The organism is Actinocatenispora sera, assembly GCF_018324685.1.
GTDB lineage: Bacteria > Actinomycetota > Actinomycetes > Mycobacteriales > Micromonosporaceae > Actinocatenispora > Actinocatenispora sera.
The window spans coordinates 6,614,450-6,641,342 of the sequence record NZ_AP023354.1; the positions used below are offsets into that span (position 1 = coordinate 6,614,450).

Consider the following 26,893-nt stretch of genomic DNA (forward strand, 5'->3'; position numbering starts at 1 on the left):
GCCCCTACAACAACCGGCGGGGATTCGTCAGGCGGGTATGCCGTACACGGTGACCTCGGTGAGGTGGAAGGTGGCGTTGGCGGTGTTGCTCAGCCCGATGATCCGGACGTACCGGGCGGTGCCGATCGTGGTGAACGTGTCTCCGGCATCGGTCGCCGGATCGGTGGTCATCCGGCCGCCGACCGTGAACCAGTGCGTGCCGTCCTCGCTGGCCACCACCCGGTAGGTGTAGTACCGGCCGCCACCGACGTAGTTGCGCACGTTGATCCGGGACACGTCGGTCGCCGCACCGAGGTCGACCTGCCACCAGGTGCCGTCGGCCTCCAGCGGACCGCCCCAGTACGGCGAGTTCGACCGGCTGCCGTCGTTCGCCGCGGTGGCCGGGTGGTTCTTCTCCTCGTTGAACGCGGTGACCGGCTTGCCGACGCTGCACTGCGGATCGCCGCTGCCGTCCCGTGGCATCGGGAACGCGCCGGTGCGCATCGCGTCGAACACGCCGATCCCGGCGGTGCCGGTGTGCCGGTTCACGGCGGTGAAGAACATCCCGACGTCCTCGGCGTCGCTCGCGCCGGGCAGCTCCGCCGACCCGATGACCGTCCAATGTGTACCGTCGGACGAGCACTCGCCGACGAACGTGTCACCGTGCCGGCCGAGCCGCACCTGCACGCTGGCACCGAACCCGCCGACCTCGGACACCTTGTTCAGCAGCCCGTCGCCGTCCGGATCCCAGTTGAACAGGCAGCCCTGCTGCGGCGTCACCGCGACCGCGGCGAAGCCGGTACCGGGATCGGTCAGGTCGCTGCTCGCGACCAGCCCGGCCCGGGCGTACGGGGCCTGCGCGTCGACCCGGGTCACCGTCGTGGTGGCGGCGGTGCCGTCGGTCAGCGCACCCGGCCGGTACACCGAGGCGAACTGGGTGGCGGTCGAGTTGATGTCCTCGCCGCCGCCGGCGATCGCGATCGTGTCACCGGACTGGGCGTACGACGCGTCGGTGGTGTCGACGGTCTTCCAGTCGTCGGACACCGCGCCCGACACCAGGACGCTCGTCCCGGCGCTGGCATGCCCGTCGGTACCCCACTGCGCGGTGGCGGCGAGGTCGCCGATGTCGCCGGCGGTCGCACCGGCCGGCAGCGTCACCGACCAGGTCGCCTGGAAGGTACCGCCGGCGACCACGTCGTCGGTGTCGCTCGGCGTGCTCGCCGTCGCCGCGTAACCGTCCGGTGTGGACAGATCCAGCGCGAGCTTTCCGGTGCCCTGCAACATGTTCAGGTTGGTGAACGTGGCGGTGACCGAGACGGTACCGCCGGGCTTCGCCGCGTTGTGCGTGCTGCCCAGGCTCAGCGTGCCGTCCGGGCTCGCCGCCACCTCGCTCGCCAGCTGGTACGCGTCGCCGTGCGGCCGGGTCGGGTACTCGGTGTCGGCGTGCGCCCAGTCCTCCGCGACCTTCGTCCAGTCGACGGGTACCGGCGGCTGTCCGGTCGACAGCGCCGTGTCCAGGCTGTCGAAGTAGGTCTTCCAGCGCAGCCCGTAGTAGTCGCCGACCAGGCCGTTGAACTCGCGGCGGGCGTAGTCCTGCAGCGTGGTTCCGGTGGCCCACAGGGTGACCAGCGATCGCACGTCGTAGCGCAGCGCCGCCCGCTCGGCCGGCCCCGCGGCGGAGCGCTCCGCGCCCTGCTGCCAGCTGCCGAACAGGAAGTGCTCGTCGCTGCCGAGCAGCCGGTCCATCAGCGCGATCTGGTCTTCGAACCGGCCGGACAGCCGGTCGAACTCCGCCTTGTCGCCCGACCGGTACGCCGCCAGGATGCGCGGCAGGGCGGTGCGGCTGTGGTTCGCGATCACCTGGCGCGCCACGTCGACCAGGTCGTAGCGGTACGCGCTGGTGGTGCGCAGCGACGCCGGCACCGCGAGCAGGTCGGTCAGCACCGTGTCGAACGCGGCGGTGTCGTACGGCAGCGGCGACGACGAGGTGGACAGGCTGGGCTGGTTGTCGAACAGCGCGGTCGGGTGCCGGCTGTCCACGGTGGCCGGCCAGCTGTAGACGGTGTCGGCCAGGGTGCGCCACGCCGCGGCGGCGTGCGGGTCGGTCCCGCCGTACCGGGCGGTGGCGTACTGGGCGAACCAGTCGTGCAGGTCGACCGGGCCGCTGCGCCACGGCAGTTCGGTGAAGAACTCGACCGCGGCCGGGTTGTTGTCGATCGCCTCCGGCATCAGCGCGATGCCGTCCTGCGCGCTGCCCGGCTTGTCCTGCCACTGGTAGAACTTCTCGTTCCAGGTGGTCAGCTGGGCGCCCAGGTTCGTGTGCCCGCCGAAGTTCCAGATCGTCCCGAACGCGTACGGGGTGCCGAAGAAGTCCGCGTCGCGGTCGGTGATGCTGGGCTGGTCCGAGATCCCGTCCAGGACCACCATCTTCGACCGGTCGATCGACTGCAGGGTGGCCGGCAGCGGGTTGGACTCCCAGCCGAGGATGCCCCACAGCGCGTCCGGATGCGCGGCGTTCAGCGCCTGCTGTACCGCCTTCGACGCCGCCGGCACGTCCACGTCGCCGGCCTTGCCGCCCTCGTGCAGCAGGTCCATCTTGTACATCGTGGACGGTCCGAGCAGTCGGGTCTGCGCGGTGTAGAACGCCTTCGCCACCTTGCCGAACCACTCGTTCGTCGGGTCCAGCCAGTCCGGCCGGGGCAGGCTGTTCCAGGTGCCCTGGGGCACCGTCTTCGCGCCGGCGTTGCGGTCGGCGAACCCGTCCGGCACGGTGCCGAAGTAGCCCGGCAGTACCGGCGTCATGCCGAGCGACCGCAGCCGGTCGGCGATCCGGCGGCCCAGCTTGGCGCGCTGGTCGATCAGGTGCTGCGAGATCGGGTCACCGACCCCGGACAGGTTCTGCAGCAGCCACCACGACTGGTGCCCCGGCTGCGGGATCCAGTTGCGCATCTCGCCGGCGGAGTAGCCGAACTGCTCGAACGTCTGCTGGTAGACCGACTCGGAGCCCTCGTACAGCAGCACCTCGTTGATGCCGCGCAGCGCGAGCACGTCGATCCGGTGCTGCCACTCGCTCCAGGAGAGGTACGGACCCGCGTACCCCTCGTTGGTGTCGTTGAGGGCGAACCGGTGGGTCACCGACGAGGTGTGCGTGATCGGCGCGGCGGGCAGCGGCAGCCGGCTCGGCAGCGCGGCGAGGCTGTCGCCTTCCATGGACACGTCCACATGCGCCACGTACTTGAGGTACCAGCCGAACCCGGTCAGCAGCACCGCCGGGGTGGTACCGGAGATGACCAGCCGGCCGTGCCGCGCGTCGATGCCGAAGGTGTCCTTCGCGGTACCGCGGTCCACGGCACGCAGCGTCACCTGGTTCGCCCGGGCGCCGATCAGCCGCCGTACCGCGGCGGCGGCCGGCCCGGTGTCGAACGCGGCGCCCGGATGGGGTGCCGGCGCGGCCTGCGCGGGCACGGCCGTACCGATCACCGCCAGTACCGCCACGGCAGCGAGCAGGGCGCGCCCGATGCGCCGGGCGAGTGGTGGTCGGTCGGGACGTCGGTGCGGGAAGGGGACGGGCGGCAAGGTGCTCACCTCGTTCTGCTGGGGGCCGAGACGCAGCGGGGCGTACCTGACTGACGGTTATCGACTTTTCGAAACGATCCTACGAAAGTTCTTGCCGCAGCATGGCCCGCCCGAACGCACCCGTCAAGCCCGGTCGCACCGAACGAGATCGGCGGCAGAACGGTCCGCAGCCGAACGGCGGCGGTGCGCGACCACCGCCCGCGCCGGCTGTGATCTGGGCGAAGGTTCGGCAGTGATCGGCCCCCCGGGGCGGGGCGCAGTTGGCAGGCTGGGGACGTGCACGCGAACGGAGCCGGACGATGACCGAGTCGGGGCGCTGGTCTGCGCGCAGCGCCGGGACGAATCGGGAAACCGCGCTGCGCAGTTTCCTGCAGACCGAGTCGGGCAGCGCCACCGTGCTGGTGGTCGCCGCGGTGGCGGCGCTGCTGTGGGCGAACGTCGACGGCGCCGGGTACGAGCGGTTCTTCGGCACCGACCTCGCGGTCCGGTTCGGCAGCGTGGAGATCGCCCAGGACCTGCGGGCCTGGATCAACGGCGGACTGATGGCGCTGTTCTTCTTCGTGGTCGGGTTGGAGGCGCGGCGCGAGTTCGACATGGGCGAGCTGCGCGACCGGCGGCGCATCACCCTGCCGCTGCTCGCCGGCCTCGGCGGGATGGCCATTCCGGTGGTCATCTACCTGGCGATCAACGCCGGCCAGCCGTCCGTGCACGGCTGGGGCGCGGCGATGTCGACCGACACCGCGTTCGCGCTCGGGCTGCTGGCGCTGGTCGGCCGCCGGCTACCGGACCGGGTCCGCGCGTTCCTGCTCACCGTGCTGGTGGTCGACGACCTCGTCGCGCTCGCCGTCATCACGTTCTTCTACAGCGGCCACGTCACGCTCGTACCGGTGCTCGTCGCGGTCGGCGCGTTCGGGGTGCTGCTGATCCTGCGCCGGCTGCCGATCGCCGGCCGGATCATGGGCGTACTGACCGTCGTCCTGGCGCTGGTGGTGTGGGGGGCGCTGCGCGCGGCGGACGTGGAGCCGGTCGTCGCCGGGCTCGCGGTCGGCCTGCTGACCGCCGCGTACCCGCCGGCGAGCGACGACCTGGAACGCGCGACCGGCCTGTTCCGCTCGTTCCGGGAACAGCCGACCCCGGAGCTCGCCCGTACCGCCCGGGCCGGCCTGGCCGCCGCGCTGTCGCCGAACGAGCGGCTGCAGCAGCTGTTCCACCCGTGGACCAGCTACCTGATCGTGCCGGTGTTCGCGCTGGCCAACGCGGGCATCCCGATCAACGGCGGGTTCCTCGCCACCGCGTACACCTCGCCGATCACGCTCGGCATCCTCTTCGGGTACGTGCTGGGCAAGCCGATCGGCATCCTCGGTGTCAGCTGGCTGGCGAATCGGATCAGCCGCGGCCGGCTGGAGCCGCCCGTCGGCTGGGCCGCGATCGCCGGCGGCGGTGCCATCGCCGGGATCGGCTTCACCGTGTCGCTGCTGATCGCCACGCTGGCGTTCCACGGCGAGCAACTGGCCGAGGCGAAGCTCGGCGTACTGTCCGCGGCGTTGTGCGCGGCGCTGCTGTCCTGGGGGGTGTTCGCGGTGACCGGGCACCTCGCGCCGCTGCCCCGCAGCCGGGCCCTGCTGGGTACCGGCGAGACGCTGGTGGACCTCGCGGTGCCCGTCGCCGACGACCGCGACCACGTGCGCGGGCCGGCGCAGGCGCCGGTCACCATCGTCGAGTACGGCGACTTCGAGTGCCCGTACTGCGGGCAGGCCGAGCCGGTGGTGCGCGACCTGCTCACCGGGCATGCCGAGATCCGCTACGTGTGGCGGCACCTGCCGCTGCGCGACGTGCATCCGCGCGCCTACCTGGCCGCGAAGGCGACCGAGGCGGCCGCGAAGCAGGGCGCGTTCTGGCCGATGCACGACCTGCTGTTCGATCACCAGGACGAGCTGCGACCGCCGGACCTGCTCCGGTACGCCGAGTTGCTCGAACTCGACCTGGAGAAGTTCAAGGCCGACCTGCGCGGCCGGTGGGTGCAGTCCCGGGTCGCCGACGATGTCGAGTCGGCGCAGCTGTCCGGCGTCTCCGGCACCCCGACGTTCTTCATCAACGGTCGACGGCACTACGGCGCGTACGACATCGATTCGCTGAGCGCCGCGGTCAAGACCGCCAAGGCCCGCGCCCTGATCCGCACGATCGGCACCGACCCCGAACCCTCGTGAGCCCGGCCGATGTTGATCAAGGGATGCGGAGGATGATCAAGGGGCTCGGTCGCATCGTGCCAGGTGCGGACGCACCGATCCCTTGATCAACGCGGTGGGCGAGCGCCTCGGGTCAGGTGGCGGCGTCGAGGAGGGCCACGGCGGCGGCACGGGCGGTCCGCGAGACCGCGGCGGCGTCGTGGTCCATCCGGGCCGAGACGCTCGTCCCGTCGTAGATGACGTGCAGGGCGTGCGCCACCTCCGCCGGGTCGGCCACGCCGGCCTTGGCCGCCAGGTCGGCGAACACGCCGCGCAGCCACGCCCGGTACCGGTCGGTCTCCTCCTCGACCACGCCGCCGCGAGGCGACTCGGCGCTGGCCGCCATGAACGGGCAGCCGTTGAAGCCGGGTGCGGCGCAGGTCTCGGCCTGCGAGTCGAAGATGGCGAGGATCTGCTCGCGCGGCGTGTCGTGCCGCGCCACCGCCGCGGTCACCCGGTCGGCGATGCGCGCGTGCCGGCCCGCCAGGTACGACCGGACCAGCTCGTCCTTGCTGCCGAACGTGCTGTACAGCGACGCCTTGGCAACGCCGGCGCGTTCGATGATGCGGTCGATGCCGACGGTGTGCACGCCCTCGGCGTAGAACAGCTCGTTCGCCGCCGCGAGCAGCCGCTCCCGGGGCGGCTTGCGTACCGCTGCCTGCTCCGCCTTCGTCGCCATCGCTGTCACCTCCGTACTCCAACCCTGATGTTCCCGCCCGCGGCACGGTCCGGCCACCCCGCGGCGGCCGGACCGCGCCAGGTGCGGGTCACGGCTCGACGGTGATGTCCACCTTGTTCGGATAGAACGCCAGGTGCCCGGCGATCTGCTCGACCGCAGGGTACGGCGTGCGGTAGGTCCAGACCGCGTCGATCGCCTCGCCGCCGTCGACGGCGAGCGTGTAGTAGGACGCCTCACCCTTGTACGGGCAGTACGTCGTGGTGTCGGTCGGCCGCAGCACCGCCGGATCCAGCGCGTCCGGCGGCAGGTAGTGCACCGGCGGGTAGCCGGCCTCGCGCAGCTCCACCGACGAGGTGGTGTCGGCGAGCACCGTGTCGCCGAGCCGGACCACGACCCGGGCGGTCGACGGCGCCACCGTGATCGGGTGGTCCGGCCCCGGGATCTTGCGTTCGCGTGTCACGGTCTCTCCTCTGCCTCGATCGTGCGGGTCCGGCCGGATGGAGGTCGCCTGACCGTTCCGGCCCGCTTCCAGGGTGCTACTGCCGGACCGGATCAGCGAGCTCGTGCGCACGCTCGACCACCGGCGCGGGTCGGCGGGGCCGGCGCAGCAGCAGCCCGGCGAGCGCGAGCGCGCCGAGAACCAGGACGCCGATCCCGTAGTCGCGGGCGGCGACCGGCAGGCTGCCCAGCTTCACCGCGAGGACGCCACCGAGCACCGCCGGCCCGCCCATGCCCAGGTAGCAGACGATGTACAGCAGGGACAGCACGCCGGCGCGCTCGTGCGGCGCGGCCAGCGGCACCACGGTACGGATGCCGCCCTGGAAGCCCGCGCCGAAGCCGAGCCCGGCGATCGCGGTACCGACGAAGAAGCCGACCGCGGAGCCGGTCGACACCGAGCCGACCACGATGCCGATCCCGGCGAGCAGCCCGATCGTCCCGAGGTAGAGCACGGTACGGGCGGGCACGGTGCGCAGTGCGAGCACCGGTATCGTGCCGACCGCCGCGGCGAGGAACAGCCCGAGCCCGCCCAGCAGCGGGGCGTGCGAGTGGGCCATGCCGGCGACGATGCCCGGCGCGAGCGCGCCGTAGAAGCCGACCAGCGACCAGACCGCGAACAGCACCGGGGCGGCCACCGCGACCGCACCGCGGGTGGCGCGGGGCAGGCCCAGTTCCGGGCGCAGGCTGCGCAGCGCGCCGGGCGCCCGGGTCACCGTCTCGCGCAGCAGCAGGATGCCGACCGCCTGGGCCAGGTAGGCGACGATCAGCAGCAGGTAGATCAGGTGGGTCGGGAACGGCAGGAACTGGACGACCGCGGCCGAGCCGACCACCCCGACGGCGGTGCCGACGCCAGGGGCGACCGAGTTGGCCAGCGCGCCGCGCTCCTTGTGCAGGTCGAGCATGCCCGCGCCGACCGCACCGATCGCCGCGCCGGTGGCGACGCCCTGTACGGCCCGGGCGACGAGCAGTGCCGGCACGCTGCCTGCGGTCAGGAACACGATCATCGCGGCGACCGCGATCGCGATCGAGACGAGCAGTACCGGCCGCCGCCCGAGGTGGTCGGAGATGCGGCCGAGCAGCAACAGCGACGCCAGTACGGCGAGGGCATAGGTACCGAACACCACGGTGGTGGTGATCGGCGAGAAGTGCCATTCCGCGGCATACGTCGCGTACAGCGGGGTCGGTGCCGCGGAGGCGGCGAGCAGGGTGACGATGATCGAGGCGAGCAGCAGCAGCGCCGCGGTCGGATGCCTCGTGCCGGGACGGCCGCGGAGGTCGGACAGGGTCGCGCTGGTCATGTTTCCCCCGGAGAGTCCGGCCGTGGGCCGCCGGCGGCGGTCACGAACAGACAGGTCTGTCTAACAACTTCCCCGACCCTAGACAGACCTGTCTAGGGCGTCAACCGATCCCGCCGGGTCCGCACTGTGAGCTGCCTCGCGCGCCGGACCGCCGATCGGCGCCGAGCACCGAACGGGGCTCAGCGGTTGCGGTCCCGGGTACCGACCGGGGACCAGGCACGCGCCGTCGACGCGCCGGCGCCGCGCGGGCCGACGGCGTCCCGGGACCGGTACACCAGGTACGGCCGGAACAGGTAGTGCACCGGCGCGGTGAACGCGTGCACCAGCCGGGTGAACGGGAAGATCGTCAGCAGCAGCATCCCGATCAGGGTGTGTATCCGGTAGTCGACCGGCGCCGCGGTCATCTTCCCGATGTCCGGCTGGAAGTAGAACAGCGACCGGAACCACGGGCCGACCGTCGCCCGGTAGTCGTAGCCGCCGACGGACGCCCGCTCGATCGCGTTGAACACCAGCGTCACCCACAGCCCGGCCAGGATCGAGGCGACGAGCACCACGTACATCGCCTTGTCGTTGCGGGTGGTGGCCATGAACACCGGCCCGGTCGTACGGCGACGCACGATCAGCAGCACGATCCCGGCGAGGGTACCGATGCCGGCGACGCCGCCGAGGGTGAGCGCCAGCGCGTGGTAGCCGTTCTCGGACAGGCCGAGTGCCGAGGTGAAGGACTCCGGCACGACCAGGCCCATCAGGTGGCCGAGCACCACGAACAGCAGTCCGAAGTGGAACAGCGGGGAGGCGAACCGCAGCAGCCGCGACTCGTACAGCTGCGACGATCGCGTGGTCCAGCCGAACTGGTCGTAGCGGTAGCGCCAGATCGTGCCGCCGACCAGGACGACCACCATCGCGTACGGCAGTACCGCCCAGAGCACGATGCTCATCGATCTTCCTCCTTCGTCGGATGTCCGACGAGGCACGACGCGCGATGCTCGAGGTGCCCTCGCTCGCTCATGACGGGCCCTTCCGGTACGGCTGGAGTTGCAGGTCGAGGCCGACGGTCTCGGTCGGCGGACCGGTCCGGGCCAGCGCCAGCGCGGCGGCCCGGTCCGCGGGCTGCTCGCCCGGCAGGGTGTCGCACAACGCGGCCAGCACGTCCGCGTACGGCGAGCCGGCGTCGGCCAGCGCCAACCGCAGCAGCGCCAGCCCGGCGCGGTACTCGACCAGCAGGTCGAGCCCCACCCCGTCCGGCGCGTGGGCGGCGAACTCGCACACCGCAGGCAGGAAGTCTGGCAGCTCGCCGTCGGCGACGGCGAACCCGTGCTCCGCGTACCGGCGTTTCAGCGCCGCGAGCGAGCCGCCGCGGCGCCGCGTGTCGCCGTCGGTGTACCAGGTCAGGTAGAGGCAGCACCGCTTCCGGAAGTCGAACGTGTCCACATAGGACGATTGCAGTTCGGCGAGCGGCGTCGCGCCGAGCGTGGCGACGAACCGGCCCAGCGGCGCGATGCCGGCGGTCGCGTCCCGCAGCAGCGGCAGCAGCTCCAGCAGCCGGCGGTCCGGGTAGCACAGCAGCAGCGCCACCGCCTGCCAGACGGTACGGGTGCGGTCAGTCATGAGCCGGCCCACCGCCCGCGGTGCCGCCGTCGCCGGACCGTGACGGCGGGAACATGCCCTCCGGGCGGCCGGAGCCATCCCAGTTGAGCAGGTTGTAGCGGTGCTCGGCATCGGTACGCTCGTCGCTGCCCTGCCGTTCCCGCAACGCGTGGAACGTCTCGATCGACACCGGTACCGGCCGGCCCGAGGCCTCGCCGAACGGTCCCGAGCCGTACATGCCGGGGCCGCCCTCGGTCTCCAGCGAGCAGCCCAGCTCGTCCAGCTGCGCGGCCTGCTCGGCGTGCGCGGTCGGGATCACGTACCGGTCCTCGTACTTCGCGACCGCGAGCAGCCGGTACATCTCCTGCAGTTGCGCGCCGGTCATCCCCACCGCCGCGGGGATCGACTCGTCGGGCTCCTCGCCGAGGTTCTCGGCCCGCAGGTACGAGCGCATCGCGGCGAGCCGACGCAACGCCGAGGCGACCGGTGCCGGGTCACCGGCGGTGAACAGCTCGGCGAGGTAGCCGATCGGGATCCGCAGGCTGTCGATCGCGCCGAACAGGTTGCCCGCATCCTCGCCGTCGTGCCCGGTACGGGACAGCACATCCACGACCGGTGACAGCGGCGGCACGTACCAGACCATCGGCATGGTGCGAAACTCCGGATGCAGCGGCAGCGCGATCCGGTAGGTCTTGGCCAGGCGGTACACCGGGGAGCGGCGCGCCGCGGCCAGCCAGTCCTCCGGGATGCCGTCCCGCCGGGCGTCGGCGACCACCTCCGGATCGTCCGGGTCCAGCAGCAGGTCCAGCTGCGCGGGGTAGAGCTGCTTCTCGTCCTCGGTCGCCGCGGCCTCACCGACCCGGTCCGCGTCGTACAGGAACAGGCCGAGGTAGCGCAGCCGGCCGACGCAGGTCTCCGAACACACCGTCGGCAACCCGACCTCGATCCGCGGGTAGCACAGCGTGCACTTCTCCGCCTTGCCGGTGCGGTGGTTGAAGTAGATCTTCTTGTACGGGCAGCCGGTGACGCACATCCGCCAGCCGCGGCACCGGTCCTGGTCGACCAGCACGATGCCGTCCTCGGTGCGCTTGTAGATCGCACCGGACGGGCAGGCCGCCATGCAGGACGGGTTGAGGCAGTGCTCGCAGATCCGCGGCAGGTAGAACATGAACGACTTCTCGTACTCCAGCCGCACGTCCTCGTTCGCCTTGTCCCGCATCCGTTGCAGCACCGGGTCGTCCAGTGCGTGCTGCGGCGCGCCGCCCAGGTCGTCGTCCCAGTTGGCGCTCCAGGTGATCTGGGTGTCCTCGCCGGTCAGCAGCGACTTCGGTCGGGCGACCGGGAAGTCGTCGCCCAGCGGCGCGTCGATCAGCTTCTCGTAGTCGTAGGTCCAGGGCTCGTAGTAGTCGGAGATGTTGGGCAGCACCGGATTGGCGAAGATCGACATCAGCCGCTTGAACCGTCCCCCGGCGCGCGGCTTCAGCTTGCCGCGGCCGGTCCGCACCCAGCCGCCGCGGAACTTCTCCTGATCCTCGTACCGGCGCGGGTATCCCAGCCCGGGGCGGGTCTCCACGTTGTTGAACCACACGTACTCCATGCCGGCCCGGTTGGTCCAGGTCTGCTTGCAGGTCACCGAGCAGGTGTGGCAGCCGATGCACTTGTCCAGGTTCATCACCATGCCGACCTGAGCCATCACCCTCATCGGTGTTCCTCCTCCGTCGGAACGACGATGGGGCTCCGGGACCCGCGATGCCCGCGGTTCACTCGCTGACGCTCGTTCACCGGTACCTCACCTCCTGGCTGCGGCGGCGGACCACGGTGATCTCGTCGCGCTGGCTGCCGGTCGGGCCGAGGTAGTTGAACGCGAACGACAGCTGCCCGTACGCGCCGATCAGGTGGGTCGGCTTGACCAGTACCCGGGTCAGCGAGTTGTGCATGCCGCCGCGCCGGCCGCCGGCCTCCGAGATCGGTACGTCGATGGTGCGTTCCTGCGCGTGGTAGACGAACGCGGTGCCGGTCGGCATCCGGTGGCTCACGATCGCCCGGGCGACCAGGATCCCGTTGCGGTTGACCGCCTCCACCCAGTCGTTGTCGGCAACCCCGATCGCGGCCGCGTCCGCCACCGACAGCCACACCGTCGGGCCGCCGCGAGACAGCGACAGCATCAGCAGGTTGTCCTGGTACTCGGAGTGGATCGACCACTTCGAGTGCGGTGTCAGGTACCGCACCGTCACGCTCGCGCCGTCCGGGCCGATGCGCGGCTCGCCGAACAGCGCCGACAGGTCCAGCGGAGCCCGGTAGATCGGCAGCTGCTCACCGAACTCGGCCATCCAGTCGTGGTCGAGGAAGAAGTGCATCCGGCCGGTCAGCGTGTGCCACGGTTTGCCGCGCTCCACGTTGACCGTGAACGGTGCGTACCGCCGGCCGCCCTTCTCGCTGCCCGACCACTCCGGGCTCGCGTGCACCGGTACCGGACCCGCCTGGGTGTCGGCGAAGGTGATCCGGCTGTCCGGGTCGGCGAGATCGGCGAGCGGCTTGCCGACCCGCTCCTCCAGCGCCCGGAACCCCTGCTCGGCAAGCCTTCCGTTGGTGGTGGCGGACAGCGCCAGCACCGCCTCGGCCATCTTCGCCGCGGTGTCCAGCGCCGGGCGCCCGGCCGCGACGCCCGACGACATCACCCCGCCGTACGCGGCGAGCTGCGCCACCTCCTCGTCGGGGTGGTAGGTGACGCCCTTGTTCGCCAGGCCCAGCCGCTCGGTGAGCGGGCCGAGCGCCCGCCACTTCTCGCCGATCGCCGCGTAGTCGCGCTCCACCACCGTCACCGCCGGCATGGTCCTGCCCGGCACCGGCTGCTCGCCGCTGCGCCGCCAGTCCGGTACGGTGCCGCCCGGCTGCGCGGTCTCCCCCGGCGTGTCGTGCTGCATCGCGGTGACCACCAGGTCACGCCGCTTGCCCAGGTGGTCGGCGGCCAGCGCGCTGAACCGGTCGGCCAGCGCACCGAACAGGTCGAAGTCGGTCCGGGCCTGCCAGGGCGGGTCGATCGCCGGATTGAACGCGTGCACGTACGGGTGCATGTCGGTCGAGGACAGGTCGTGCTTCTCGTACCAGGTGGCGGCCGGGAACAGCACGTCGGACAGCAGCGAGGTCGAGGTCATCCGGAAGTCCGCCGACACCAGCAGATCCAGCTTGCCCTCGGGCGCCTCGTCGCGCCACACCACGTCGCGCGGCCGGTGCTCGGGCGGCGTCTCGCCGGAGCGTACCTGCGCGGTGCCGGTGCCGAGCAGGTGCTTGAGCAGGTACTCGTTGCCCTTGCCGGACGAGCCGAACAGGTTGGCGCGCCACAGCGTCAGCACCCGCGGCCAGTTGCGCGGATCGTCCGGATCCTCGGCGGCGAACCGCAATCCGCCGCTCGCCAGCCGGTCCGCGACGTAGCCGGCGGGATCGTCACCGGCCAGCTCGGCCAGATCCAGCGGGTTCGCGTCGAACTGCGGGTACGACGGCATCCAGCCCAGCCGCGCCGACAGCGCCAGGGTGTCCGCGGTGTGCATCCCGTCCAGCATCCCGCGAGCCAGCGGGGAGGCGAGCGCGTTGGCCGGGTAGCCGTCGTAGCGCCACTGGTCGGCGTGCAGGTACCAGTAGCCGGTGCCGATCATCTGCCGTGGCGGCCGGGACCAGTCCAGCCCCATCGCCATCGTCTGCCAGCCGGTCAGCGGCCGGCACTTCTCCTGCCCGACGTAGTGCGCCCAGCCGCCGCCGTTGCGGCCCATGCTGCCGGTGAGCATCAGCAGCGTCAGGATCGCCCGGTACGCCGCGTCGCCGTGGAACCACTGGCACACCCCGGCGCCCATGATGATCATCGACCGGCCGCCGGAACGGCGGGCCGAGTCGGCGAACTCGCGGGCGATCCGTTCCGCCGCACCGGCCGGTACCGAGGTGATCGGCTCCTGCCAGGCCGGCGTGTACGGCTGGGTCGCGTCGTCGTAGCCGGCCGGCCAGTCGCCCGGCAACCCCGGCCGGGACACCCCGTACTGCGCGAGCATCAGGTCGTAGACGGTGGTGACCAGGTGACCGTTGATCTCCCGGGCCGGCACGCCGCGGCGCAGCACCCCGTCGGCGTCGAACCGGGGCAGCAGCACCTCGACCGACTGCGTACCAGGGCCGGACATCGACAGCATTGGCTTCGTGTCGCCCAGGTCGAGGTTCCACTTCCCCACGCCCGAGTCGGCGTAGCGGAAACCCAGCGATCCGTTGGGCACCACCGGTTCCCCGGTGGCCGAGTCGAGCAGTACCGTCTTGTGCCCTGCCTCCGGTGCGGTGTCGCCGAGGTCCGCGGCGGTCAGGAACTTGCCCGGCAGGTACGCGTTGTCCTTTGTGGACAGCGTGACGAGGAACGGCAGATCGGTGAACCGACGGGCGAAGTCGGTGAAGAAGTCGACCTGGGTGTCCACGAAGAACTCGCGCAGGATCACGTGCCCCATCGCCATCGCGAGCGCCGCGTCGGTACCCGGTTGCGCCGGCAGCCAGGCGTCGGCGAACTTGGTGTTGTCCGCGTAGTCGGGCGAGACCACGACCACCTTCGTGCCCCGGTAGCGCACCTCCGACATCCAGTGCGCGTCCGGCGTCCGGGTCACCGGCACGTTCGAACCCCACATCACCAGGTAGGCGGAGTTCCACCAGTCACCCGACTCGGGCACGTCGGTCTGGTCGCCGAACACCTGCGGGCTCGCCACCGGCAGGTCGGCGTACCAGTCGTAGAACGAGGTCATCACGCCGCCGATCAGCTCGACGAAGCGCGCCCCCGCCGCGTGCGAGACGATCGACATCGCCGGAATCGGGGAGAACCCGGCGATCCGGTCCGGCCCGTACCGCTTGATCGTGTGCACGTGCGCCGCCGCCGCGATCTCCAGCGCCTCGTCCCAGGACGCCCGGACCAGCCCGCCCTTGCCCCGCGCCCGCTGGTACCGCTGCCGCTTCTGCGGATCGGCGGTGATCTCCGCCCAGGCCGCCACCGGATCGCCGAGCCGGTGCCGCGCCTCCCGGTACATGTCCAGCAGCACCCCGCGCACGTACGGGTAGCGCACCCGGCTCGGCGAGTAGGTGTACCAGGAGAACGCGGCGCCGCGCGGGCAGCCGCGCGGCTCGTACTCCGGCGAGTTCGGCCCCACCGAGGGATAGTCGGTCTCCTGCGCCTCCCAGGTGATCACCCCGTCCGACACGTACACCTGCCAGGAGCACGACCCGGTGCAGTTGACCCCGTGGGTCGAGCGCACCACCTTGTCGTGGGCCCACCGGTTGCGGTAGAAGGCATCCCCCGCCCGACCACCCCGCCGGTACACGTCGTGCAGGTCCGGCGAGACCTCGCGCCGGGTCAGCAGCCGCCCGGCGCGCAACAGCGCCTCCTGCAACACCCCGTCGTCGACCGGGCCGGCCGTCGGTGCGATGCGGCCGTCGCCGGCCGGCGGCATGCTGTCGCGTTCGAGCGTCACGGGGTCCCCCTCACGTCGAGTGCCGCGCTGCGCAGCCTGTTCGCCGCGCCGTACGCGACCGCCGCCCACACCACGAGCGCCGGCCAGATCAACACCTGCCCGGCGGTACGGATCCCCGGCAGCTGCGCGGCGACCCCGAGGTTGATGGCGGCGGTCGCGGTCATCCCGAGCGGGAAGACCGTCGACCAGCGGCGCACGTCGTAGTGCGGCCGGCGCCAGATCGCCTCACCGACCGCGAGCACCAGGTACCAGCCGGCGGCGAGCGCCCAGAGCACCAGCGCCGCCACCCGCAACACCCCGCCGGAAACACCGAGCAGGCCGGCGGCGAGGTACAGCTTGGTGGCGGCCAGGGTCGAGATGGCCAGCGCACCGCCGGCCACCCAGTGGTCGCCCACGCCGAGCGCGACCTGCCGGAAGTCGAACGTCACCAACACGCTGACGTACGCCACCAGGCCGGCGAGGAACAGCACCCCGGCCACGATCGCCAGCCAGCGCAGCTGCTCGGCGATCGCGACCGAGGCGGCCAGCACCGCGAGCGCCTGGGTGGAGACGCACAGCAGGAAGTTGACCCCGACCGTCGGCGTCTTCCAGTGCATGAGCACCAGCGGCAGCAGCACCAGCCACAGCGCCGCGGCCAGCGCCAGCAGCGCCACCGACACCGGCAGCCAACCGAGGATGGTCAGCCGGGTACCGAGCACGCAGGTACCGGCCACCCCGGTCAGCGACGGCGGCACGTCGGCGTCCGCCACCCAGCGGGCCCGGTGCACCAGCAGCCGGGTCAGGAACAGCACCGCGAGCGCCAGCCACAGCACCGCGGCGATCGCGACCAGCACGTACGACAGCCACAGCACCGGCACACCGGCCATGCCGGTGGAAAGGATCGCGGTACCCATCACCGCCGCGCCGGCCCCCGGCGGCACCGTCGACGCGAACCGATCCAACTCCCCGTTCATGCCGCCTCCGCGGGAGAGAGTGCGTCGGCTGGACTCGCCACCGCCTCCGCGGGACAGAGTGCGTCGGCGGGACTCGCCACCGCCTCCGCGGGAGAGAGTGCGTCGGCTGGACTCGCCACCGCCTCCGCGGGAGAGAGTGCGTCGGCGGGGTTCATGGTGCGGCTCGGGATGGCATCGGGCGGAACCGGCGGTGACCCCGCAGCCCACCGATCCCGCCCCGACGTGATCTGCGGTCGGTGACAGTCACCTTTCGGAGCCTAGAAGCGCGTGGTGCCGCGCGCACCCCTTTCCTCGCTATTGGTAAACCGGACGGGCGGTCGGGTCAGCGCTTCGCCTCAGCGGTCCTCACTGAGGCAGCTGTCGGAGCGCGTCCCTGTCAGGGCCTCTCGACGGCGCGGTGCCGGCTGGTGGCGGGGGTGTCGGCGTTCGCGGCGAGCAGCGCGTCCAGGCTGCCCCGGGCGGAGCCGATGTCCTGCCGGGGCAGCGGGATGCCGCCCAGCGCCAGTACCTCGATCGCCTCCGCGGCGAACTGCCGGCTCGGGGTGCGGCCGCCCGCCGCGTACCAGGCTTCGAGGGCCAGCTCGTACACCGCCGCGACCAGCGCGCCGGCCAGTGCCGGGACGACCGTGTCGGCGGTACCGGCCAGCCGGTGTCGCATCTCGTCGGCCAGCTCGCGCCGGAACTCGGCGACCTCGCCGTGCATCGCCGCTCGTACCGCCGGGTTGGCGGCCATCAGGTCCTGTGCGGCCAGCGCGCGCGGCACGTCGACCGTCTCGTCGTACCGGGCGAGCGCGCCGATCAGCGCCTCGGTCAGCGCGTCGCCGATCGGCGCGTCCACCGGAATCGCCCGCAGCCGCTCCAGCACGGCGGCCAACCCGCCGCCGATGTGGTGCAGCGCGAGCTGCTCCTTGGTCGCGAAGTGCCGGTACACGGTGCTCGGCGCCACCTCGGCGGCGGCGGCGATCTCCTCGATGGTGACCTGCTCGTACCCGCGCTCGGCGAACATGTCCAGCGCCGTGGCGGCGATGCCTTCCCGGGTGCGCGCCATCTTGCGCGCCCGCAGCCCGTCCGCCTTCGCCACCATGCGACCACCCTATGACCCGCTGGGAGGTACCGGCGTGACCGGCTCCACAGATTGACGGGAGTGACTCGCACGAGAGAGTCACTCCTGCGAAGCTGGGTGGACAGGAGACCGAGCGAGGAGTGTCGATGTCGGGTCTGCTCTACCGCCTGGGCCGGTTCGCCCACTGCCGCCGCTGGTGGGTCATCGCCGCCTGGCTGGTCGTCCTGGTCGGCATGGCCACCGCGGCGGTGACGCTCAGGGGCACCCTGGCCGACACGTTCAGCGTGCCCGGCACCCCCGCCCAGCAGACCATCGACCAGCTGCACCGCAGCTTCCCCGCCGCGTCCGGCGGCAGCGCCCAGGTGGTCGTGCAGGCGCCCGCCGGCCACAACCTGCTCGAACCGGACATTCAGCGGGAGGTGTCCGCCGCCTCCGCCCGGCTCGACCACCTCGACGGCGTCGTCGGCGCGCTCAGCCCGTACCAGGCGAAGACGATCTCCGGCGGCGACCACCGCACCGGCTACATCTCCATCCAGTTCGTCCAGCCCGACCAGGAGGTCGGCGACGCCACCAAGGACCGGATCCAGCATCTTGCCGGGCAGCTGCGCCACGACGGGCTGCGCGCCGAGGTCGGCGGCCAGGCGTTCAGCAGCGCCTCCCAGGTCGGCGGTACCGAGGCGATCGGCGTCGTCGTCGCGGTGGTGGTGCTGCTGATCGTCTTCGGCTCGCTGATCCCGGCGCTGTTGCCGCTGGTCACCGCGCTGGTCGGGGTTGGCATCGGGTACCTCGGGATCACCGCGCTGTCCGGCGCGATCTCGATGAACAGCGTGGCGCCGGTGCTCGCGCTGATGATCGGGCTGGCGGTCGGCATCGACTACGCGCTGTTCGTGGTGTCCCGGCACCGGGGCCAGCTGCGTGCCGGGATGCCGGTCGGCGAGTCGATCGGGCGGGCCAACGCCACCGCCGGCTCGGCCGTGGTGTTCGCCGGTACCACCGTGTTCATCGCGCTCGCCGCGCTGTCGGTGGTCAACATCCCCTTCCTGACGATCATGGGCCTGGCCGCCGCCGGTACGGTCATCGTCTCGGTACTGGTCGCCGTCACCTTGCTGCCCGCGCTGCTCGCGGTGGCCGGCCGCCGGCTCGACGCGGTACCGCTGCCGATCCTGCGGCGCCGGCAGGACCGTGCCGGCGGGCAGCGGGGGCTCGGCGCCCGCTGGGCCGGCTTCGTCACCCGGCGCCGGGTACCGGTGGTGATCGCCGGGCTGATCGTGCTGGGCGTCCTCGCCATCCCGGCACCGAAACTGAGCCTCGGGCTGCCGGACGCCGGCGCCGAACCGGCCGGTTCCGGCAGCCGCGCCGCATACGAGCTGATCGCGGACAACTTCGGGCCCGGCTTCAACGGGCCGCTCGTGGTGGCCGCCGACCTGCGCGGCACCGCCGCCCCGGCGAAGGCCGCCCTCGCCGTCCGCCAGCGGCTGGCCGGCAAGGGCGTGACCGCGGTGGCCGCACCGACGTTCAACGCCGACAGGACGACCGCGATCATCACCGTGATCCCGTCCACCGGCCCGAACGACGCGCAGACCAAGGACCTGGTGCAGCGGATCCGGGACGACGCCGGCTCGATCCACCGGGCCACCGGCGCGCGGATCGGCGTGACCGGCAGTACCGCGCTCTACATCGACATCTCGTCCCGGCTGTCCGCCGCGCTGCCGGTGTTCGTGCTGATCGTCGTCGGGCTGTCGCTGGTACTGCTGGCGTTCGCCTTCCGCTCGTTGCTGGTACCGGTCAAGGCCGCGGTCGGGTTCGTGCTGTCGCTGCTCGCCGCGATCGGCGGCGTGGTCGCCGTGTACCAGTGGGGTTGGCTCGCGGGTGCCTTCCACGTCGCCGAGTCCGGCTGGGTACTCAGCTTCCTGCCGATCCTGCTCATCGGCGTGCTGTTCGGGCTGGCGATGGACTACGAGGTGTTCCTGGTGTCCCGGATGCGCGAGGAGCACAACCGGCACGGCGACCCCCAGGCCGCGGTACGCACCGGGTTCCGGCACGGTGCCCGGGTGGTCACCGCCGCCGCGCTGATCATGATCTCGGTGTTCGCCGGCTTCGTGTTCGGCGACAACACGACGGTCGCCTCGATGGGCTTCGCGCTGGCGCTCGGCGTGCTGCTGGACGCCTTCCTGGTCCGGATGACCCTGGTACCGGCGGTGATGTCGCTGCTCGGCCGCGCCGCCTGGTGGCTGCCCCGCTGGCTGGACCGGATCCTGCCGCGCGTCGACGTCGAGGGCGCCCCGGAACCGGACCGCACCCCGCAGCCCGTCGCCTGACCCCGCCGGGGCGGCGCGGCAGTGTGGTGGCGCACAGCGGTACGGCCGGGCGGCCGATAGGTTGGGCGGCATGCGGCTGAGCAGGATCAGGATCTATCCCGTCAAGTCGACCAGGGGCAGCGAGCTGGCCGAGGCGTCGGTCGAGCCGTGGGGGCTGCGCGACGACCGGCGCTGGCTGGTCGTCGCCGCCGACGGCGAGGCGCTCACCGCCCGGACCAACGACCGGATGCTCACGGTGACCGCGACGCCGACGGCGGACGGTCTCGTGCTGGCCGCCCCTGGGTACGAGCCGCTGACGGTGGTGCACCCGGCCGCGGACGCCGAGCCGCTGCCCACCCCGATCAGCCGGCTGGACCGGTGCCGCGCCGCCGGCAAGGCCGCCGACGACTGGCTGTCCGAGGTGCTGGCCGAGCCGGTGCGGCTGGGCTGGCAGGACGATCCGCGCCGCCGGGCGGTCGGCGAGACGCACGGCGGCCGGCCCGGCGACCATGTCAGCCTGGCCGACGACGCCCCGCTGCTGCTGACCACGATCGCGTCGCTGGATCGGCTCAACGAGTGGGTGTCCGCCACCCGGGCGGAACGCGGCGAGCCGGCCGGCGACCCGCTGTCGATGGTGCGGTTCCGGCCGAACGTGGTGGTCGACGGCGTGGCGGAGCCGTTCGTCGAGGATGGCTGGGACCGGGTCACGATCGGCTCGGTACCGTTCCGGTTCGCCGAGCGGTGCGACCGGTGCGTGCTCACCACCATCGACCCGGACACCCGGATCCACGGCAAGGAGCCGATCCGTACGCTGTCGCGGCACCGGCGCGAGGACGGCAAGGTGTGGTTCGGCGTCCGGCTGATCCCGCTGGCCACCGGCATCATCCGGCTCGACGACCCGATCACGCTCGGCTGATCGATGGCCGCCGGGCGCCGCCGATCGTCTCCCGGGCGGACCGGAGACCCACCCGCCGTGGCCACCGGCCCGGACGGGACGAGCGGCGCGACCGACATCGTGGGCGTGGACGCCGCGGTGGCCGCCGCGCGGGTCCTCGCGGACCGACCGGGCCTTGGCATGCTCGGCATCGTCGGGCCGCCCGGCGCCGGCAAGAGCACGCTGGCCGAACGGATCGTCGCCGAGCTCGGCGACACCGCGTGCCTGCTGCCGATGGACGGCTTCCACCTCGCGAACGCCACCCTCGACCGGCTCGGCCGGGCCGACCGCAAGGGCGCGCCGGACACGTTCGACGCCGCCGGGTACGTCGCGACGCTGCGCCGGATCCGGGCCGGCAGCGAGATCGTCTACGCGCCCCGGTTCCACCGCGAGATCGAGGAGTCGTACGCGGCGGAACTCGCCGTCGACCCGGCGACCGCCCGGCTGGTCGTCACCGAGGGCAACTACCTGCTGCTCGGCGAACCACCCTGGTCGGCGGTGCGCGGGCAGCTCGACGCCTGCTGGTACGTGGCGGTCGACGAGGCGCTGCGGCTGCGCCGGCTGGTGAACCGGCATCTCGGGTACGGCCGGTCGCCGGCGGTGGCGCACGCCTGGGCGCACGGCAGCGACCAGCGCAACGCCGAGCTGGTGATGCGGACCCGAGCCGCCGCCGACGCCACCGTCCAGCTCTGACCGGCGCCGACCCCGTCCTGCGGTTCCGAGTCGGTGGCGGGTCAGGTGTCGCTCGGGGCGGCGACCGGCGCGGGTCGCGCCGCGGCGTCGAGTACCCGGGACCGGCGCAGCCCCGGTACCAGCAGCGCGGTGGTGGCGAGCGACGCGCAACCGACGAGCCCCACCGCGGTCGCCGCGGCCGCCGCGCCGCCACCGAACGACTGCGTGAGCAGCCCGGCGACCAGCGCACCGATCGCCTGCATCGCCATCATCCCGGTCGAGTTGAGGCCGAGAACCTGCCCGCGGATCGACTGCTCGGTGTTTCGGACCAGCCGGTCCTGCAGCGGCAGGCTCGCCGCGTACCCGGCGGAGGCGACGAATCCGAGCACCAGCCCCACCGGCAGCGCCGGCCGGAGCAGGAACAGCAGGTACGGCGCGGCCAGCAGGAACCGCAGCGGTTCGACGAGCCGGTCCCGGATCCGCGCGGGGACGAACCGGCCGACCACGACGTCGCCGACGAGCATGCCGGCGGCGGTCGCCGCGTACAGGTAGCCGGCGTGACTGCCGGCGAGCGGAACGAACAGCGACTCGCAGCCGACGACCAGCCCGTTCGGGATCCACCCCGCCAGGTAGACCGGCCGTACCAGCGGGGAGCGCAACAGCGCCAGGTTCACCGTGCGAGCCCGGCGCACCACCGCGCGGGCCGTCGACCGTGGCGGGTGGTCACCGATACCCACCGCGACCAGCAGTACCGCGAGCGCCGAGGCCCCGGCCGCGACGAGGAACAGCTCGCTGGCGTCGAGGGCGGCGAGCAGCACGCCGCCCAGCCCGTACCCGACGATCTGCATGCCGCCGATCGCGATGTTGAGCGTGGCCCGGCCGAACACGTAGCTGCCCTCCGGCAGGATGTCGGCGACGAGCGCGAGGGTCGACCCACCGGTCGCCGACATCACCACCCAGGGCAGGGCGAGGACGACGAACCGCGCACCCCACGGCAGTCCCGGGATCGCCTGCAGGCCATTGGCCACCGTGGTCACCGCCGCGACCAGCAGCAACGCCTGCCGCGGCCGGAGCAGGTCCGAGGCGGACAGCAGGAACCACGACGCGATCACCCGCAGCAGCGGCCCGCCGAACATGGCCAGGCCGGACCACACCGCGTTGCCGGTGGCCGCGTACGTGATGGTGCCCAGCGCCAGGCTGCCCACCGAAGCGGACGCAATGGCGAGGCACTGGACGCCGAACACGGCCCGGAACTCGGCCACCCCGAACAGTTCCCGATAGGTACGCACAAGCGAGCAGCATGCCCGCGCGCCGAACCCTCCCGGTAGTGTTTCGCGTGGAGGCGAAACGTTGGGTACCTGGCGGGTTCCGGTGGATCTGTTGGCGCGGGCGCGGTTTGCCGTCTCGCCGCGGGCCGAGATCGTCGCGGCGTTGAAGGCGCTCGTCCATCCGACCGACGCCACCGACCGTGCCTTCCACGCGGCACACCGGCAGGCGTTCGCCGACATGCTGGCCGCGATGCCGCGCCGGCGGGCGCTGCTGGAGTGCAGCTTCCGGGCCCGTCGCGGCGACCGGCCCGGCTGGCTCGCGGGCTACCTGTCGGCGCCGCCGATCGCGCCCGGCGCGAGCATCCAGGACGAGCTCGCCGCGCTTGCCGCCGTCCCCACCGCGACGCTGCGCACCGACCTGGCGGAAACGGCGATGCGGCCGTTGCCGCCCGCGCTGCGCGGCGCCCGGCTGGCCGAGGTGGCCACCGGGCTCCTGGGCTGGGTCTGGACGCACACGCTGGACACCGACTGGCCGCGGCGGGAACGCATCCTGCGCGCCGACATCGTGGCCCGGACCGCTCGGCTCGCCGCCCACGGCTGGGCCGCGGTACTGCGGGACCTCGGCCGGCACCGCGAATGGGTGGGCGACGGCGAGCTGCGGATCAACAGCTTCGACCGGCCGACCCGGGTGCTGCCCGGCGACGCCGAGCTGTACTTCGTCCCGGTGCACGCGAACGGCACCTGGGCCGGCTGGGCCGAACCGCACGCGTACGCCATCTACTACCCGGTGACCGGCCGGCTCGCCGACACCGACGCCCGGCGTACCGGCGGGCTGCCCGGGCTGATCGGCGCGAACCGGGCGGCCCTGCTGCGGCTGCTGCACGAGCCGGCCAGCCCGACCCGCCTCGCCACCGCGCTGGACCTGCCGATCGGCGCGGTCGGCAACCACCTGCGGGTGTTGCTGCAGGCCGGCGTGGTGCTGCGCCGCCGCTCCGGCCGCGCGGTGCTGTACTGGCGTACGCCGCTCGGCGACGCCCTGGTCGCCGCCGACGCCGGCTGATCGGTCGGCTGCGGCCGGCCGGGGTGCGTTCCTGTCACGGCCCGGCGCCACGGACCACCCGGCCCCGGCACGGCTGGACCCGGTGTCGGCGGTGTTCCCAGGGCCGCTCGGTTCGCACAGGTCGGCGCTGGGGCGCGGCTGGGCCCGGTGTCGGCGGTGTTTCAGGAGCTGCTCGGTTCGAGCAGTTCTGCGACGAGGGCGGCGAACTCGTCGGGCGAGGCGAGGCGGATGCCGAGGTCCTCGGCCTTGCTACGTTTCGAGCCGGCATTGTCGCCCGCGACGACCAGGCTCGTCTTCTTCGACACGCTGCTGGCGGAACGGCCGCCGGCGCGTTCGATCAGCTCGTTCATCTCGTTGCGGCTGAGCTTCGCCAGCGGACCGCTCATGGCGCCGGTGACCACCACGGTCATCCCGGCGAGCGGCCCGGCGTCCGGGTCCGCGGTCACGTCCTCGCCCTCGCGCGGTTCCTCGGCGGTCGCCGAGGGGGGAGCGGCGCCGGGTTCGGTCATGTTCACCCCGGCCGCGGCGAGCTTGTCGATCAGCGGCGCGAGCTCCGCGAGCTCGGCGACGATGGACGGCGCCTTCTCGCCGCCGATGCCGTCGACCTGTTGCAGCGCTTCGGCATCGGCGGCGCGGATGGCGTCCATGGTGGCGAAGTACCGGGCGATCCGCCGCGACATCGACCGGCCGGTGCCGCGCACGCCGAGCGCGCACAGCACCCGCGACAGCGGCTGCGTCCTGGCCGCGGCCAGGGCCGCGAGCAGGTTGTCGGCGCTGGTCTCGCCCATCCGGTCCAGGCCGAGCAGCTGCTCGCGGGTGAGGGTGAACAGGTCGGCGAGATCGGCCACCAGCCCGGCCTCGACCAGTTGCACGACGCGGGTGCCGCCCAGCCCCTCGATGTCGAGCTGGTCGCGGCCCACCGCGTACGACAGCGACGCCACCAGGTGGCAGTTGCGACCCTGCACGCAGCGCCAGCGTTCCTGGCTGGTGTCGATGTCCGAGCCGCACCGCGGGCACACCTCGGGAAACGCGATCGGCTGCTCGTCTCCGGTGCGCAGGTGCGCGACGGGTGCCTCGATGCGCGGGATGACATCGCCCGCCCGGTGCACCATGACCCGGTCGCCCAGGCGCAGGTCACGGCGGGTGATGTCGGCCGGGTTGTGCAGCGTCGCGTAGGTGATGGTGGCGCCGTCGATCTCGACCGGTTCCAGCACGCCGCGCGGGGCGATGATGCCGGTGCGGCCCACGTTCCACTCCACCTCGATCAGCCGGGTGATCTTCTCCACGGCGGGCAGCTTGTAGGCGATCGCCCACCGCGGGGCGCGTGAGCCCGCGCCCGCGGCCCGCTGGTCGGCGGCGCGGTCGGCCTTGATCACGATGCCGTCGATGCCGAAGGGCAGGTCGGGTCGCACCGCCGCGATCCGGGTGATCCGGGCGAGCACCTCCTCGACGCTGCCGGCGATGCTGCCGGGCACCTGGGTCGTGGCGGTCGTGTGCACGCCGAACTCGGCGGCCAGCGTCATCAGCTCACCGTGGGCACCCTCGGCCAGCCGGGCGGCCAGGGCATCGTCGGTGTCCGGCAGCGGCAGCAGGCCGTAGCAGAAGAACGTCATCGTCGCCACGTACGCGCGGTCTCGGGCGCGCAGGCTGCCCGCCGCCGCGCTGCGCGGATTGGCGAACGGCTCCCCGCCGTGCGTCACCCGCGCCTCGTTCGCCTGCTCGAACTGCACGGTGGTCATCAGCACCTCGCCGCGCACCTCGACGGTCACCGGCACCGCCAGCTCGGCCGGCAGGCCCTCCAGGGTGCCGATCGCGTGCGAAACGTCCTCCCCCGCCGTGCCGTCTCCCCGGGTGATGAGCCGGACCAACCGCCCGCCGACGTAGCGGGCGGCGATCGCCAACCCGTCCAGCTTCGGCTCGACGCTGAACCGTTCCACGTCGTGGCCGAGCCGCCGGGCCAGCGACGCCGCCCACGCCTCGAACTGCTCCGGCGAGAACACGTTGTCCAGGCTCAGCATCGCCACGGTGTGCGGCACGTCGCCCTCCGCCGCACCGCCGGCCACCTTGCCGGACGGGGAGTCGGGCGACACCTCGTCCGGGTGCGCGGCCTCCCACGCCGCGATGCCGCGCACCAGCGCGTCGTACGCATCGTCGTCCAACGGCGAGCCGCCGCCCGCGTAGTAGGCCGCGGCGGCCGCCACCGCCTCCTCGACCGCCTGGATGTAGGCGGCGGCATCCACGATCTGCGCAACAGGCACCGTCATGCTGCCATCCTGCCCGCCACCACCGACAGAATCCCGTCCACCCCGGGTACGGAGCGTGGCCCGGTCGAGCTACGCCCGGCCGGCCGCGCCCGCCCGCTACCGGGTCGGCTCGGGCGTCGAGCCGAGTCGCTTGACGAGGACCTGTTCGGTGGGGTGGTAGCCGAGGGCGTCGTACAGGGCGCGGGCGCCGTCGTTGAAGCCGAACACCGACAGCCCGACCGCGGTCAGGCCGGCGTCGCGGCAACGGTCGTGCATCGCGCGCAGCATGCCGGCGGCATGGCCCCGCCGGCGGTGCTGCTCGTACACCAGCAGGTCGAGAACGAACGCCGAGTCGGGATCCGTGCTGTACCAGACGAAACCGACCGGCTCACCGGCGGCGTAGCCCATCAGGAACTGCTGGTCGGGGGTGTCGCGGCCGGCCGGGAGCAGCTCCGCCATCTCCCGCACCGCGCGTTCGCTGGCCTCCGCCGCGCTGGCGCACTGGCCCGCGCGCAGCATTTCCGCCGCGTAGTCGCGCTCCTGGTTGGCCCGAAACGCGCTCCACTGGTCTGCTGTCATCGTGCGCAGCTCACGCCGGGGACCGGCGTCGGCCGCGTCGGCCAGCGCGATCCGCATCTGGGTGTTGATCACCCGGTATCCCTGCTCGGCGAGCTGCTGGGCGAACCGCCGGTCCCGGTCGAGCACGGTGATCTTGACGGCGTCGGCGCCCCGCCCGGCGGCGTACCGTTCCAGCGCCGGCAGCAGCCGCTCCCCCACCAGGTCGTGCACGCAGGCGGTACGCCCGGACAGGCCGAGCCAGGCCTGACCGGCCGGCTCGCCCCCGATCCGCGCGGACAGCAGGTGCTGGCCGGGGGTTCCGGCTCCGTCCGGCAGCGCGGCGGCCAGCGCCCGGTCGACCGTCGACTCGGGCGCCGCGATGCCGGTGCCCGCACGCTCGACCAGGCGGGCGCGCACCGGCGCGAGCCACTCCTGGTACCGCTCCGGGGTGACCGGCACCCACTCGACCCGCTCCGTCATGGCGTGCATGATGCCGGCCGGTAGCGCGACGGGCAAA

Annotated in this window: 18 protein-coding genes; 5 read left to right on the top strand and 13 right to left on the bottom strand. The window is 72.7% G+C overall.

The genetic code is table 11. The features are described 5' to 3' along the window. Nucleotides 1–27: 27 nt before the first annotated feature. Nucleotides 28–3,564: an alpha-N-acetylglucosaminidase TIM-barrel domain-containing protein gene (locus tag Asera_RS31120; protein ID WP_084131846.1), complete on the bottom strand. Its 3,537-nt coding sequence runs from the start codon at nt 3,562–3,564 to the stop codon at nt 28–30. A 290-nt stretch (nt 3,565–3,854) separates the two neighbouring features. Between Asera_RS31120 and nhaA the strand changes: the two genes are divergently transcribed. Beyond that, nucleotides 3,855–5,762, top strand: coding sequence for a Na+/H+ antiporter NhaA (gene nhaA / locus Asera_RS31125; protein ID WP_030447149.1), 1,908 nt, complete (start codon nt 3,855–3,857; stop codon nt 5,760–5,762). A gap of 112 nt (nt 5,763–5,874) precedes the next feature. On the opposite strand, the gene Asera_RS31130 is transcribed toward nhaA, so the two are convergent. The 9 genes from Asera_RS31130 to Asera_RS31170 all read right to left on the bottom strand — a co-directional run bounded on the left by Asera_RS31130 (nt 5,875) and on the right by Asera_RS31170 (nt 17,365). Beyond that, nucleotides 5,875–6,459: a TetR/AcrR family transcriptional regulator gene (locus tag Asera_RS31130; protein ID WP_030447150.1), complete on the bottom strand. Its 585-nt coding sequence runs from the start codon at nt 6,457–6,459 to the stop codon at nt 5,875–5,877. A gap of 88 nt (nt 6,460–6,547) precedes the next feature. Further along, complete coding sequence (locus Asera_RS31135) at nt 6,548–6,919, bottom strand: DUF427 domain-containing protein (protein ID WP_030447151.1); 372 nt, start codon at nt 6,917–6,919, stop codon at nt 6,548–6,550. A 76-nt stretch (nt 6,920–6,995) separates the two neighbouring features. Beyond that, nucleotides 6,996–8,255 carry an MFS transporter gene (locus Asera_RS31140; protein WP_051802447.1) on the bottom strand — a complete coding sequence of 420 codons (1,260 nt, stop codon included), beginning with the start codon at nt 8,253–8,255 and terminating at the stop codon, nt 6,996–6,998. A gap of 179 nt (nt 8,256–8,434) precedes the next feature. Further along, nucleotides 8,435–9,193 carry a respiratory nitrate reductase subunit gamma gene (gene narI / locus Asera_RS31145; protein ID WP_035297179.1) on the bottom strand — a complete coding sequence of 253 codons (759 nt, stop codon included), beginning with the start codon at nt 9,191–9,193 and terminating at the stop codon, nt 8,435–8,437. A gap of 67 nt (nt 9,194–9,260) precedes the next feature. After that, nucleotides 9,261–9,863, bottom strand: coding sequence for a nitrate reductase molybdenum cofactor assembly chaperone (gene narJ / locus Asera_RS31150; RefSeq protein WP_030447154.1), 603 nt, complete (start codon nt 9,861–9,863; stop codon nt 9,261–9,263). Further along, nucleotides 9,856–11,544 (bottom strand): nitrate reductase subunit beta, encoded by a 1,689-nt coding sequence (gene narH / locus Asera_RS31155; RefSeq protein ID WP_051802448.1) that lies wholly within the window; start codon nt 11,542–11,544, stop codon nt 9,856–9,858. Before narH ends, narJ begins: the two co-directional genes overlap by 8 nt. A gap of 76 nt (nt 11,545–11,620) precedes the next feature. Beyond that, entirely contained in the window at nt 11,621–15,235 is a 3,615-nt protein-coding gene (locus Asera_RS31160; protein ID WP_425305993.1) for a nitrate reductase subunit alpha, read from the bottom strand. Nucleotides 15,236–15,324: 89 nt separating this feature from the next. Next, complete coding sequence (locus Asera_RS31165; RefSeq protein WP_035297182.1) at nt 15,325–16,281, bottom strand: tellurite resistance/C4-dicarboxylate transporter family protein; 957 nt, start codon at nt 16,279–16,281, stop codon at nt 15,325–15,327. 376 nt (nt 16,282–16,657) lie between these two features. After that, a complete protein-coding gene (locus Asera_RS31170) occupies nt 16,658–17,365 on the bottom strand; it encodes a TetR/AcrR family transcriptional regulator (RefSeq protein WP_051802449.1) in 708 nt (235 codons plus the stop codon). Between the two features lie 125 nt (nt 17,366–17,490). Here Asera_RS31170 and Asera_RS31175 point away from each other — a divergent pair, with 125 nt between their 5' ends. The 3 genes from Asera_RS31175 (at nt 17,491) to Asera_RS31185 (ending at nt 21,268) form a co-directional block, all read left to right on the top strand. Then, nucleotides 17,491–19,662, top strand: coding sequence for an MMPL family transporter (locus tag Asera_RS31175; protein ID WP_051802485.1), 2,172 nt, complete (start codon nt 17,491–17,493; stop codon nt 19,660–19,662). A 70-nt stretch (nt 19,663–19,732) separates the two neighbouring features. Continuing rightward, entirely contained in the window at nt 19,733–20,557 is an 825-nt protein-coding gene (locus Asera_RS31180) for an MOSC domain-containing protein (protein WP_030447160.1), read from the top strand. A 57-nt stretch (nt 20,558–20,614) separates the two neighbouring features. Beyond that, on the top strand, nt 20,615–21,268 hold the full coding sequence (locus Asera_RS31185; protein ID WP_244844099.1) for a nucleoside/nucleotide kinase family protein: 654 nt from the start codon (nt 20,615–20,617) through the stop codon (nt 21,266–21,268). 41 nt (nt 21,269–21,309) lie between these two features. Here the strand turns inward: Asera_RS31185 and Asera_RS31190 are convergent, their stop codons facing one another. Beyond that, nucleotides 21,310–22,536, bottom strand: a complete 1,227-nt coding sequence (locus Asera_RS31190) for an MFS transporter (protein WP_030447162.1) — start codon at nt 22,534–22,536, stop codon at nt 21,310–21,312. Nucleotides 22,537–22,618: 82 nt separating this feature from the next. Here Asera_RS31190 and Asera_RS31195 point away from each other — a divergent pair, with 82 nt between their 5' ends. Next, nucleotides 22,619–23,575 carry an ArsR/SmtB family transcription factor gene (locus Asera_RS31195; RefSeq protein ID WP_211255622.1) on the top strand — a complete coding sequence of 319 codons (957 nt, stop codon included), beginning with the start codon at nt 22,619–22,621 and terminating at the stop codon, nt 23,573–23,575. 161 nt (nt 23,576–23,736) lie between these two features. On the opposite strand, the gene ligA is transcribed toward Asera_RS31195, so the two are convergent. Both ligA and Asera_RS31205 read right to left on the bottom strand, forming a co-directional pair. Then, nucleotides 23,737–25,839 (bottom strand): NAD-dependent DNA ligase LigA, encoded by a 2,103-nt coding sequence (gene ligA / locus Asera_RS31200; RefSeq protein ID WP_030447164.1) that lies wholly within the window; start codon nt 25,837–25,839, stop codon nt 23,737–23,739. 96 nt (nt 25,840–25,935) lie between these two features. After that, on the bottom strand, nt 25,936–26,856 hold the full coding sequence (locus Asera_RS31205; RefSeq protein WP_169745858.1) for a GNAT family N-acetyltransferase: 921 nt from the start codon (nt 26,854–26,856) through the stop codon (nt 25,936–25,938). Between the last annotated feature and the right edge of the window lie 37 nt (nt 26,857–26,893).